Source organism: Bradyrhizobium sp., from assembly GCF_022844465.1.
Taxonomy (GTDB): Bacteria; Pseudomonadota; Alphaproteobacteria; order Rhizobiales; family Xanthobacteraceae; genus Bradyrhizobium.
Map to the genome: position 1 here is coordinate 684,226 of NZ_JALHLP010000001.1, position 11,963 is coordinate 696,188.

Here is an 11,963-nt window from a genome sequence, read left to right on the forward strand (position 1 = left end):
CGCTCAAATCCCAGGTAGCACCAGTTCCGCCCGCAGCCCGCCGATCGGGGCGTCCGCGAGCACCAGACTGCCGCCATAAAGAGCGGCCAGATCGACGACGATCGAGAGCCCGAGGCCGGAGCCCGGCTTGGACTCGTCCAGCCGCTGGCCGCGCCGGGATATCTGGGCCCGTTCGGCGACCGACAGGCCGCGGCCATCGTCATCAACGACAATACGGAGCAACGACCCCGCAACCGGCTCGACCGGGGGCTCCACCAGCACCTCGATGCGGACCTGCGACGATGCCCATTTGCACGCGTTGTCAACCAGATTGCCGGCCATCTCCTCAAGGTCCTGGCGTTCGCCGCGGAATTTCGCCCTTGGATCCACCCTGACTTCGATGGCGATATCGCGATCCCGATGGATCTTTTCCATGGTCCGACACAGCGCCTCGATGGCCGGAGAAACCTCGGTGACGGTGCCGACGATGGTGACGCGCGCAGCGATCCGCGCCCGTTCCAGATGGTGGGTGACCTGGTCGCGCATCACGAAGGCCTGCTCCAGCACCTTGCCGGCAAACGGATCGACCGCGTGGGCGGAGGCTTCGTTGACGATGATGGACAACGGCGTCTTGATGGCATGGGCGAGATTGCCGACATGGGTACGGGCGCGTTCGACGATCTCGCGGTTGGCGTCGATCAGGGCGTTGGTCTCGCGCGCCAGCGGTGCGATCTCGACCGGAAACTCGCCCTCCAGGCGTTCGGCGCGGCCGGAGCGGATGTCGGCGATCGATTCCGAGATGCGCTTCAGCGGCGCCAGGCCGAAGCGGACCTGGAAGATCGTGGTCAGCAGCAGCACGATGCCGAGCGCGGCGAAGGTGCCGCCGAGGTAATAGTCGAAGTTGCGAATCTCGTCGAAAATCTCGGACGCGTCGCCGGCGACGCTGACGAGAAACTTGCCGTCGGCGCCAAGATCGACCGGCCGTTCGACCACCCTCAGAGTTTGGCCCTCGGGACCATCGATATACCCGAGGCGGATGCCGGCGCCGGTCAGTTCTGCGCCCTGCTGTTCGAGTTTCGGCAGCTTCTTGTCCCACAGCGAACGGGAGGCTCGCGTTTCGCCTTTCTCGTTGCTGCGGACGATCTGCCAGTACCAGCCGGACAACGGCAACTCGAACAGCGGCTCGCCGAGCGACTGAAACTGCTGTTCGGCCGGCTCGTCCGGCGTTGCAACTTCGGCGACCAGCGTGCGAAGATAAAGATTGAGGCGGCGATCGAACGAACGCTCGGTGGCGCTGCGATAAACCGAGGATAGCACCACGCCGGTGATGACCAGGATCACGACCACCCACGCGGTCGCCGAAAGGAACAACCGGGTGGCGAGCGAACTTCCGCGCATCAGAGCAAGATCCCGGTCCGAAGGACCGCGTTAGCGCAAGGTGGAAACCTTCATTAGAACAGGATCATGCTCAAAAAAGAGCAATTTCATCAAGCCCCCGGCGTCGGCGGCGTCAGCAGATAGCCGAGCCCGCGCACGGTCTGGATAATCTCGACGTCGAGCTTCTTGCGGATACGGCCGACGAACACCTCGATGGTGTTGGAGTCGCGATCGAAGTCCTGGTCATAGAGGTGCTCGACCAGTTCAGTGCGCGACACCACGCGCCCGGTATGGTGCATGAGATAGGCCAACAGCCGATACTCGTGCGAGGTCATCTTGATCGGATTGCCGGCAACGCTGACGCGGCCGGTGCGCGTGTCAAGCGAGACCGGGCCGCAGGTCAGCTCGGATTGGGCATGGCCGGTGGAGCGGCGCAGCAGCGCGCGAATGCGCGCCAGAACTTCTTCGAGATGAAACGGCTTGGCGACGTAATCGTCGGCACCGGCATCGAAGCCCTGGACCTTGTCGCTCCAGCGGTCGCGTGCGGTGAGGATCAGAACCGGCATGGCCCGCTTGTTGCGCCGCCATGCCTCCAGCACCGAGATGCCGTCCATCTTGGGCAGGCCGATGTCGAGCACGACGGCGTCATAGGGCTCACTGTCGCCGAGAAAATGCCCCTCCTCGCCGTCAAACGCGCGGTCAACCACATAGCCGGCATCGGTCAGCGCCGTCGTCAACTGACGGTTGAGATCCGGATCATCCTCAACAACGAGCAGCCGCAAGCTGGCCTCCAATGGTGAGAGCCCTGTTATAGCCATATCAGGTCGCAAAGTGAGGCCAAGCCGCGTGAACGGGCTATGAACGGAACACCGGAGGCAAGTTACTTTTTCTTCATGCGCCAGGAATCGCCGCGCCGATATACCCCCTGCTGGCTCTGTCGATCGGATAATCCGCTGCGATGGGCGCGACACCGCTGCATGACGCGTCGCACAAAGAAGCCAAGCTTAGCCGGGCTAGCCGCGAGCCAGGCCCCCTCCTGAAGGAACCAGACAGTTCAGGTGCGGAAGAAAACGAACCACACCACGCCCAGGATCAGCACGGCAAGCCCGGTGGAGGCCGCCAGCAATGCCAGCACGGAAGGACCAGGTTCGCCCTGACGCGCCTCGGTTGCTGTTTCGACAATCCTGCCATTTCGTCGCGTTACCATGGGAACTCCGTATTTCAAGTGCCTGTGATGCTGGCAAAATTCCACCCTGCTCTTAACGCAACGCCGGATTGGAATTGATGTTCCGGCAATTCGCCTCGGTGAGCGATCGATGCACCCATAGCCTCGCGCGTCGCGGCAGGATCCACGGCCTTGCGCGGTTAACGCCGTCCGCGATTTCCGGGATCTGACGGGTTTGAGGGGGGATAATCCGATGGTATCCTATCGCCCGTCTGTAGCGTTTTTGGAGTATCCCATGGCCCCGCGCGCCAATTGGAAGGGCTTTCTGCGGCTTTCGCTCGTGACATGCCCGGTCGCCCTATATCCCGCGACCTCGGACACCGAAAAGGTCTCCTTCAACCAGATCAATCGCAAGACCGGCCACCGCATCAAATATGCCAAGGTCGACGCCGACACCGGCGAGGAAGTCGCCAACGAAGACATCATGAAGGGCTATAAGATCGATGCCGACACCTATGTCGAGGTGTCGAAGGACGAACTCGACGATGTTGCGCTGGAATCGACCCGAACCATCGAGATCGACGAGTTCGTACCGAAATCCGATATCGACGGCCGCTATTTGATCCGCCCCTACTACCTCGTGCCGGACGGCAAGGTCGGCCACGATGCGTTTGCGGTGATCCGCGAAACCATCCGCAGCATGAACAAGGTTGCGATCGGACGCGTGGTGCTGACCAACCGCGAACACATCATCGCGCTGGAGCCGCTCGACAAGGGCTTGATGGGAACGCTGCTGCGCTATCCCTACGAGGTCCGCAGCGAAAAGGAGTATTTCGAAGACATCCAGGACGTGAAGATCACCAAGGACATGCTGGATCTGGCCAAGCATATCGTCGAGCAGAAATCAGGATCGTTCGAGCCCGAGAAATTTGAGGACCGCTACGAGCAGGCGCTGATCGATCTGATCAACAAGAAGCGCAACGGCCTGAGTACCACGGCGAAGGCCGCGCCAAAAACCGCCGGCAACGTCATCAACCTGATGGACGCGCTCAAGCGCAGTCTTTCCGGCGAACAGCAGGCCACCCCTGCCGCCAAGGCGAAGGGCAAGAAGCCGCGCAAGGCTGTGGCCGGCCAGGGCGAAATGCTGTTGCCGATCGCCGGCGGCAGCAACCGTGCCGCGAAGGAAGCGGCCACGGAGCAAGCGCCGAAAAAGGCCGAGAAGCCGGCGCGCGCCGCCGCCCGCACCAAGAAGGCGGGATGATTGGGCAAGGGTTCGCGCGGTCGCCTGGACTGAAGCACGACGGCGCGATAACGGCGCTCGATCCATTCAGAAAGCTGCGGCGAAGCGAGGTAGCCCCGCTCCGCCGCGGCCTTGACGAGGCCCGGGCCTGCGCCCGGACCGGGGGGCATTGGTTCTCAGAAGTTACGCTGGGCGCGAAGCTGTAGCAGGAACGTACCCTGGTCCTTGAACTCGTAGAGAGCGTTCGGCTTCGGCGCAGTCGCGGTGAACACGGAGCTTCCCGACATCTTCTGATCGAGATGGAACCACTGGACTTCGGCCGCGAAGGTCAGGTTCTTGACCGGCGTCCAGCGGGTGACCATGCCGAGCTGGGCAACATTGAAGTCGGGGTTACAAGTATAGGCCCCCGTAGCATTGCCAACCAATGCCTGACCTGGATGGCTGGCCGCGAACGCGGCGCAGTAGGCGCCCTTCGCGGTCGTGGTTCCCGCTCCCCGCAAATTGTCGTTGGCCCCGCCATCATACCTGACAGACGAGTAGCTGCAGAACAGGGCACTCGACCAATACGGGTCCCAGTTGTGATTGAACGCGCCGCGGACACCCCAGGCCGTCGTCAGGGCAATGCCCCCGGTACCGGCTGGCTAAGCCCACCCCCGATCGGGCCAAACGCATATCAGCACTTCCGCGCGCACGCGCCGGGCGCGCTTTACCGCGATGGAAAATCCTGTTCCAACTATCGACCAATCGGCCGGGAGCGAACCAGGCCTGCATCCAGGGGGAAAACGGCCATGAAGCTCGGCGCCGCCATTGCGGAAATCATGAAGCGCGAGGGAATCGAAATCCTCTGTGGCTATCCCGTCAACCATTTGATCGAATACGCCGCCAGTGCCGACATCCGCCCGGTGATGGTGCGCCAGGAGCGCATCGGCATCCATATGGCGGACGCGATCTCGCGCGTGACTTCGGGACATTCGATCGGCGCTTTCTGCATGCAGCACGGGCCCGGCGCCGAGAACGCCATGGGTGGGGTGGCGCAGTGCTACGGGGAATCCGTGCCCGTGCTGGTGCTGCCGATGGGCTATGCGCGCCGGCTCGCCCATATCGACCCGAACTTCAACTCCAGCCAGGCGATGCGGGCGTTTGCGAAGTCTTCGGAACCGATCAACATCGCCGCCGAGGTCAGCAACATCTTCCGCCGCGCGTTCACCAAGCTGAAGAACGGCCGCGGCGGACCTGTGATCGTCGAAATCCCGGCCGACATGTGGAACGAGGAGGTGCCGGAGCCTCTGAACTATACCCCGGTGCTGCGCACCCGCTACGGCGCAGACCCCCTCCACGTCAAGGAAGCCGCGGCACTCCTGGTCGGCGCCAAGCGGCCGGTGATCTATGCCGGACAGGGCGTGCACTACGCCAAGGCGTGGCCGCAGCTCAGGCGTCTGGCCGAGCGCCTCGCCATCCCCGTGACGACGAGCCTCGGCGGCAAGTCGTCATTTCCCGAAACCCACCCGCTTTCGCTCGGCTCCGGCGGCCTCGCGGTGCCGCGCGCGGTGCCGAAATTCCTCGGCGAAGCCGACGTGATCTTCGGGATCGGCTGCTCGTTCACCGAAACCTCGTTCGGGGTCGCCATGCCGAAGGGCAAGACCATCATCCATTCGACGCTCGATCCCGGCCATCTCAACAAGGATGTCGAGGCCAGGATCGGGCTGGTCGGCGATGCCGGCCTGGTGCTTGACGCCTTGCTGGACGAGATCGGCAAGAGCGTCACCTCGGATCGCGACGCCACGGCGGTGACCGCCGAAATCGCCGCCTCGCACAAGGAGTGGCTGGCGAAATGGATGCCGAAGCTGACCCACAATGAGGCGCCGCTGAACCCCTATCGGGTGCTGTGGGACCTGCAGCACACGGTCGACATCGCGAACACCATCATCACCCATGACGCCGGCAGCCCGCGCGACCAGCTTTCGCCGTTCTGGAAGGCGGTCGAGCCGCTGTCCTATATCGGCTGGGGCAAGACCACCCAGCTCGGCTATGGCCTCGGCCTGGCGATGGGCGCCAAGCTCGCAAGACCCGACAAGCTCTGCATCAACGTCTGGGGCGACGCTGCGATCGGCTTCACCGGCATGGATTTCGAGACTGCGGTGCGCGAGCGGATCCCGATCATGTCGATCCTGCTGAACAATTTTTCCATGGCGATCGAGTTGAAGGTGATGCCGATCTCGACCGAAAAATACCGCTCGACCGACATCTCCGGCGACTACGCCGCGATGGCGCGCGCCTTTGGCGGCTATGGCGAGCGGGTGACGAAACCCGAGGACATCGTCCCCGCCATCAAGCGCGGGATCGCGAAGACCAAGGAAGGCGTTCCGGTGCTGCTCGAGTTCATCACCAGCAAGGAGACCGAGGTCTCAAGGCCGGGGACCTGAGGGCCCAAAACAAAAATTCGCAAAACAACCCCATGCAAAGCGGAATACGGCTGAGAAAACGGTATCCTGCTACTCGGCCCGCTCCGCCGGCGTCGAGGGACCTGCCAGCGGCCGTTCCTCCATCAGGATGATGCAGAGCGCGGCACAGGCCAACAGCGCGGTGGCGGCCCCAAAGACGTAGCGGAACGCATTGATCATGTCGGCTGCTGGAATCGCGTTCGCCGGTCCGCGGTGCTCGCCGAGCGAGATGCCGGCGCCCAGCGCCATCAGGAGGATGGCGCTGAAGACGGCCACCATAAACGACGACATCAGCGAGCGGAAAAAATTCATCGCACCGGTGACGGTGCCGATCTGCGCCCGCGCCACCGCGTTCTGCAGCGAGACCACGCTGACCGGGAACGTGGTGCCGAGCCCGAGCGCGAACAGCGACATCAAGATCAGCAAACCCCACAGCGGCAGCGTGGTAACCGTCAGCACCGCGCCGAAGATCGCCGCCGCCGAAGTGCCCGCGATCGCCACCCGCTTGTAATGCCTGGCGCGCGCCATGGTCCGCCCGGCGATCGCCGCCCCGCAGGTGGAAACCGCGGCGAGCGGGATCAGCGCAAGCCCGGCTTCGCTCGCGGTCAAACCATAGACAACCTCGTAATAGAGCGGCAGGTGGACCGTGAGCGCGGTGATGGCACCCAGCGCGCAGCCGCCGGCCACCATTGCGTAGGGCACCACCGTTCCACCCAGCAGCGGCAGCGGCAGGAACGGCTCCTCGGCATTGCGCGCATGCCAGACGAAGCCGAACGCCAGCGCCACCGCAGCGCCGATCATCGCCATGATCGCCGGCGACAGCCAGGCATAACGGTTGCCGCCCCAGCTCAGCACCAGCATGACCACGACGGCGGACGCCATCAGCAGCACGCCGCCGAACCAATCGACCTTGCGTCGGCGATGGAACACCGGAATTTTGCCCATCTTCGGCAGCAGCAGCACCAACGCTCCCAGAGCCAGCGGCACGTTGATCCAGAAAATCATCGACCAGTGCAGATGTTCGGCGAACACGCCGCCGAGCACGGGGCCGAGCAAGCCCGCCGCCATCCAGACGCCGCTGAAATAGGCCTGATACCGGCCGCGCTCGCGCGGTGACACCACATCGGAAATCACGGTCTGGACGACAGGCATGATGCCGCCGCCGCCGAGGCCCTGCAAACCGCGCGCGATAATCAGCACCGTCAGGTTCGGCGCGACGGCGCACAGGATCGAGCCCACCGTGAACAGGGCCAGCGAAACCGTGATCATGACGCGGCGGCCGTAGATATCGCTCAAGGTGCCGAACACCGGCGCTACCGCGGTCGAGGCCAGCAGATAGGCCGTGATCACCCAGGACAGATTGCCGAACTCGTTGAATTGCCGGCCGATGGTCGGCAGCGCGGTGGCGACAATGGTCTGGTCGAGCGCCGCCAGGAACATCGTCAGCAGCAGGCTCATCAGGATGGTGCGGACTTCGTCGGGGCTCAGCGGCGCGCGTGGCGGCGCATCGCTGATATCGATGACCTCGGTCGCGATGTGCGAGAGTTCTTCGCCGATGTCGTCGGGCAATGTCGCCTGATCGGCAGGTTGTCGGCTCTGCCGTTCGTGCTCGTTCATGTCCGACGCAATATTCTTCTTCGCGACCGAGGCCGCCGAGATGGAATCGCCATATGCGTTGAACAATAAAGCCTAAATTCCCTTAGCGGCAGGCGCTTGCGCGCATGGGAGCATCCCGCGAGGGCATCGCCGGGTTCCTGCAATCGATCAATGCAAGCCGTCAGGGGGTTGAACTCTACCCAAAGCAACCGTTTGGCGACGTCAAAAGGACCATCGATGTCAGCGCCGACGTTAAGCCGGTGCCGCGCGCTCGTAGAGCGAAAAGCCCGCAGGCAGGGGCGCGGCCCCCCAATCCATCGCGATGGCCACGCTATGGCGACCCCGCGTTAGCGCGACGTAGAATTTAGCTCGGCTTTGGGCCTTCAACTCGACCGTGGGGTCGACAAGCCACTTTTGCATCGGCGCCGTGGGAAGTATGACCACATGGTCAAACCCTCTCCCCTTGGATTCTCCGAAATTCATCACGGGTAGCCTCTTGTCGACGCCACTGCTGGTGATCTTGTCGCGCAACTGCATCGGTCTGACGCTCGCCAGATAGTGAGCATGATCAGCGGGCCTAAGGATGAATACACCTGCGCCCGCCAGCGGAATTCCGCGGCACCCGAGACACTTGCAGGCGCGGCTGGCGGGCAGTGACGGAAACAGCCGCGAGGAGACCGCGCAGATGGCGTCACTGTTGCGATGCGACCAGCTCAAACTCGTTTCGTCGATCTGGACAACAACCTTCCGGGGAAGCTCCCGTTGCAGGAAGGCGACGATACCGCCATCGGCATATTTCCCATGGCGGCGCTCATGATGGGTCAGATAGGTTACCTGCCGCGGGTCGCCGACCATCAGCAAGCGGGCGGAACTGCGGGCGAGTGCCGCAAGGATGTCGAGATCGTAGCCGGCCAGGTCTTGGACCTCGTCGACGAAGATGTTGGGAAACACGCGGCTAAGCCGATCGATAACGGCGCCGTCGCTCTTGTAATTGCAACGGATCACGAGCTTGGAGAGCTTGTCCGAAAAGACCCTTCCGGTTGGGTCGAAGAAATGGTTGCCGATCTGCTCTTCGGGCCACGTTACAGCGATGCCTTTGTTGTTGTGGAAGCGAACTCCCGACTGCGTCTGGACCAGCAGCATGCCCGTGACAGGAAAATCGAACAGGCCGCCTTGGAATGGCTTTACGCCGTGCGTGATCAGGAGGCTGAACCAAGTCATAACCACGACGTTGGCAGGCACATGACCTACGAGTTCGAAGAACCTCTGGCGAATCTCCGCCTCGTTGGACTCCGTGTAGGTCGTGATCAAGACTCGCTCGCGCTTGATCTTCACCGCCTGCTCGACGAGGTAAGTCGTCTTACCGGAGCCGGCCGCGGCAATGACGATCTTGTTCTCGCCTGTCACGGCGTGATAGCCTGCTTGATATAGCCGGGATAGGCGATCGAGGCCGTTGAATTGAAAATGGACAAAGCGCTCTCGGTCTTGTTGGCTCGCATGTGAATGCGGAGTTCGTCGTCCGTTTTCGCCGACGTTCCAAGCACGCTGTTGAGCGTCGCAAGACTGTTCGCCTTCAGAATTTTCGGTTCCAAAGTATTATAGTTGAAGGCCTTGCCTTTAACGGTCAGAGATCCGCCATCGACGACAGGATCAAAGCAGACCTTGACGAGCGCTTCGCCTTTATACGCGGCATACTTCTTTTCAACGGCAGCGGTGTCGCCATCGTTGTCGGTCACCACGGCCACAGGAATCCTCAGTGCCCTGGCGAGCTCCAGGAAGCGCAGGAAGGCCGTACCGACCGAGATAACGTCGATGCCGTCCTGGATGGGCAGTCGTCCGCCGTGGGCGTCCATATAGGCCCGCTGGACGACGAGCTCGTCAGAGTCGCCTTCAACCAAGATTGCCTTGTGGGCCAGCGCCAAGCGCAAGGTATCGTACCCCGCCAGCTTCTTGAAGAAATCGCTGGCCTCCAATTCCGAGAGGCGCACCACCTTGCCGTCACGCAGCACGATCAGATGATCGAGACCGAGCTTGTTGGCCACAAAGCTGCTGTGGGTGGAAATGATGATCTGCTTCTGACCGTGCTGATCGGTCAGGTCGGCGATCAGTTCGTTGAGCCGCGCGTGCGACAGGTGGTTCTCAGGTTCTTCCAGCAGGATGGCCGTGGCCTCGGTGTTCTTCTTGGTGCTGAGGGCCAGCTTGGTCTTAATCACACATTGCTCGCCCTTGCCGATGTAGTGGAAAGGGATGAAGTCGATGTACGTCATAAGGCTGCTCTCCCAGGCGGTCTGGGATGACAAGTCGACCGAAATGCTAACCGACTTCTGGCTAATTTTGGCGGCTTTGGTGATCCGCTCGTTGATCAACTGCAGGTTCTTATCTTCGACGAAAGCCTCCTTCAGTTTTCTATGGGCCTGCGAAATCGACGCCCGCTCGGTCTCCTCAAGCACGTCGCGAATGATCCGAGAGACATAGACGTCGGAGCCATTCTGCAAGCGGGCGCTGGATGAATCGATTAAGGCGGATTTAATCGGGATGTTGCGCGAGGTAATGCCCCTGCGCGCGAACGAACGCATGGTCGCCATGTAGTACTCGACCGGAATGGAAGTCAGCTCGCCGCCCGCGAGCAGCGCCTCATACGGCCCCTTGTAGTTCTCCTCGTCGAACTCAATACGATAGACCACCCCGCTGGCTCTGATCTTTTCCGAGTTTCCATCCCCTTCCAGCTCGGCCAGTTCGCCCTCTCCTCCGGAGAAGAACAATTCGATGGTGATCGCCGGCGGCGGCAACGGAGAACCGGTGGCGAGGCTCTGCACGTACTTAGTCTGGGCAGCCAAGTTGAAGAGATAGCTTGTAAGGTCGCTTTTCAGGGGCCGGCCGTGCAGGAGTCCCGTCAGCGCCAGATGGATCGCTTCCAGGATTGTGCTCTTTCCAGACTCGTTGGCACCGACGATGACGTTTAGGCCGTCGTTCAAAGCGAGGGTAAAGGTCTCCTCGTAACACTTGAAGTTGGTGATCTTGACCTTGGCAATTTTCATGCGCCGCCCCAGCTCGTTGTGGCGCGCTAGCGCGCTGATTCGAATTGTAAGGCCAACACAACTGAAAGGCGAGCCGCAGCAGTGCAACCGATCTGAGAGCGCCGCTTTTCCGCGGACTGATCTCAGAAGCCCCCTCTCTAATGTCCGGAAACTGGCGCCGAGCTAAGGGCCCGTAATGGCGCACAGCAGTCGTTGGCAGATGTGACGGCGTCGGCTACGGATCATTTGCGACCCACTCAGCAGGGATTGTTGGCTGACTGACGTCCGCTTTGTCCCGAAACTACCGCTGCCGGGTCAGGCTAGTCGCATCGTTTCTAGCCAGACGCTTGAGATTCAATCTCCCAAACGGGGACTTCGAATCATGCGTTTTGAACTTGCCAACTATGAACGGTCTGACGCCTTCGGCGGCTTCTTCAGCCGCGCCCGCTTCGGCAACAGCGCGGGCCAGTTGACGATGTGATCCTCGAGATCGGCGGCGGCGATCTCGTCCTCGGTGCCCTGCACCCGGCCGCGCACGGAAACGCCGGCTTCATGGACGGTATTGGGGTCGCCCGAGATCAGCGGATGCCACCAGTACAGGTCGCGCCCCTCGGCAATCAGTCTGTAGCCGCAGCTCGGCGGCAGCCAGTTCAGGGTACGGACGTTTTGCGGGGTCAGCCGGACGCAATCCGGAACCTGGTCGGAACGATTCGGATAGTCCTTGCAGGTGCATCGCCCGGAATCGAGCAGCTTGCAGGCGACGTGGGTGAAGTAGATCTTGCCGGTATCCTCATCCTCCAGCTTTTCCAGGCAGCAGCGCGCGCAGCCATCGCACAGGCTTTCCCATTCGGCGTTGGACATTTGTTCCAACGTCTTGGTTTTCCAGAAGAATCCCTCCTGGCCGGAAGGCGGCTTGGGCGGCGCGGTCATGGACTCGGGTGCTTCCGGAATGCTTCGGCAGCCGCCCTTCTAGAGCGTTTTCGGGCACAGTGGAAACCGCTTTCGCCTCGAGAAAACGGGCGAAATCAAGAATCTGGCGTCTCGTTTCGAAACCGGGCTGCATGCGGCGCCATGTCGGGCCGATGGCGCGCCCATCGAAATCTGGAGAGCGTTGGGGTTTATCACCAAAATGGCGAGCGGGAGCATTG

General features: G+C 62.0%; 10 protein-coding genes. 2 read left to right on the plus strand and 8 right to left on the minus strand.

Going from position 1 to position 11,963, the window contains the following annotated elements; genetic code table 11:
* Positions 1–3: 3 nt before the first annotated feature.
* The 3 genes from Q0D31_RS03410 to Q0D31_RS03420 all read right to left on the minus strand — a co-directional run bounded on the left by Q0D31_RS03410 (position 4) and on the right by Q0D31_RS03420 (position 2,563).
* Positions 4–1,377, minus strand: coding sequence for a sensor histidine kinase (locus Q0D31_RS03410; RefSeq protein ID WP_291844956.1), 1,374 nt, complete (start codon positions 1,375–1,377; stop codon positions 4–6).
* 89 nt (positions 1,378–1,466) lie between these two features.
* The gene (locus Q0D31_RS03415; RefSeq protein ID WP_291844958.1) at positions 1,467–2,138 is read right to left on the minus strand and encodes a response regulator transcription factor; all 672 of its coding nucleotides are present in this window, start codon (positions 2,136–2,138) and stop codon (positions 1,467–1,469) included.
* A 272-nt stretch (positions 2,139–2,410) separates the two neighbouring features.
* Complete coding sequence (locus tag Q0D31_RS03420; protein WP_291844961.1) at positions 2,411–2,563, minus strand: hypothetical protein; 153 nt, start codon at positions 2,561–2,563, stop codon at positions 2,411–2,413.
* A gap of 253 nt (positions 2,564–2,816) precedes the next feature.
* On the opposite strand from Q0D31_RS03420, the gene Q0D31_RS03425 reads away from it, so the two are divergent.
* A complete protein-coding gene (locus tag Q0D31_RS03425) occupies positions 2,817–3,782 on the plus strand; it encodes a Ku protein (protein WP_291844963.1) in 966 nt (321 codons plus the stop codon).
* Positions 3,783–3,937: 155 nt separating this feature from the next.
* Here the strand turns inward: Q0D31_RS03425 and Q0D31_RS03430 are convergent, their stop codons facing one another.
* Positions 3,938–4,384 carry a porin gene (locus tag Q0D31_RS03430; RefSeq protein ID WP_366518500.1) on the minus strand — a complete coding sequence of 149 codons (447 nt, stop codon included), beginning with the start codon at positions 4,382–4,384 and terminating at the stop codon, positions 3,938–3,940.
* Between the two features lie 165 nt (positions 4,385–4,549).
* Here Q0D31_RS03430 and Q0D31_RS03435 point away from each other — a divergent pair, with 165 nt between their 5' ends.
* Positions 4,550–6,184 (plus strand): thiamine pyrophosphate-requiring protein, encoded by a 1,635-nt coding sequence (locus tag Q0D31_RS03435; RefSeq protein ID WP_291844966.1) that lies wholly within the window; start codon positions 4,550–4,552, stop codon positions 6,182–6,184.
* A gap of 69 nt (positions 6,185–6,253) precedes the next feature.
* Here Q0D31_RS03435 and Q0D31_RS03440 read toward each other — a convergent pair whose 3' ends face one another.
* From Q0D31_RS03440 to Q0D31_RS03455, 4 genes are all read right to left on the minus strand, one after another.
* A complete protein-coding gene (locus Q0D31_RS03440; RefSeq protein ID WP_291846734.1) occupies positions 6,254–7,819 on the minus strand; it encodes an MDR family MFS transporter in 1,566 nt (521 codons plus the stop codon).
* A 231-nt stretch (positions 7,820–8,050) separates the two neighbouring features.
* A complete protein-coding gene (locus Q0D31_RS03445) occupies positions 8,051–9,205 on the minus strand; it encodes a UvrD-helicase domain-containing protein (RefSeq protein ID WP_291844969.1) in 1,155 nt (384 codons plus the stop codon).
* Positions 9,202–10,836, minus strand: coding sequence for an AAA family ATPase (locus Q0D31_RS03450; protein WP_291844973.1), 1,635 nt, complete (start codon positions 10,834–10,836; stop codon positions 9,202–9,204). The genes Q0D31_RS03445 and Q0D31_RS03450 overlap by 4 nt, the downstream gene beginning before the upstream one ends.
* A 381-nt stretch (positions 10,837–11,217) precedes the next feature.
* The gene (locus tag Q0D31_RS03455; protein WP_291844976.1) at positions 11,218–11,745 is read right to left on the minus strand and encodes a YcgN family cysteine cluster protein; all 528 of its coding nucleotides are present in this window, start codon (positions 11,743–11,745) and stop codon (positions 11,218–11,220) included.
* Between the last annotated feature and the right edge of the window lie 218 nt (positions 11,746–11,963).

Coding starts and splice junctions, on each gene's coding strand:
- Q0D31_RS03410 (WP_291844956.1), bottom strand. CDS start 1,377: ATGCGCGGAAGTTCGCTCGCCACCCGGTTGTTCCTTTCGGCGACCGCG.
- Q0D31_RS03420 (WP_291844961.1), bottom strand. CDS start 2,563: ATGGTAACGCGACGAAATGGCAGGATTGTCGAAACAGCAACCGAGGCG.
- Q0D31_RS03425 (WP_291844963.1), top strand. CDS start 2,817: ATGGCCCCGCGCGCCAATTGGAAGGGCTTTCTGCGGCTTTCGCTCGTG.
- Q0D31_RS03435 (WP_291844966.1), top strand. CDS start 4,550: ATGAAGCTCGGCGCCGCCATTGCGGAAATCATGAAGCGCGAGGGAATC.
- Q0D31_RS03440 (WP_291846734.1), bottom strand. CDS start 7,819: ATGAACGAGCACGAACGGCAGAGCCGACAACCTGCCGATCAGGCGACA.
- Q0D31_RS03450 (WP_291844973.1), bottom strand. CDS start 10,836: ATGAAAATTGCCAAGGTCAAGATCACCAACTTCAAGTGTTACGAGGAG.
- Q0D31_RS03455 (WP_291844976.1), bottom strand. CDS start 11,745: ATGACCGCGCCGCCCAAGCCGCCTTCCGGCCAGGAGGGATTCTTCTGG.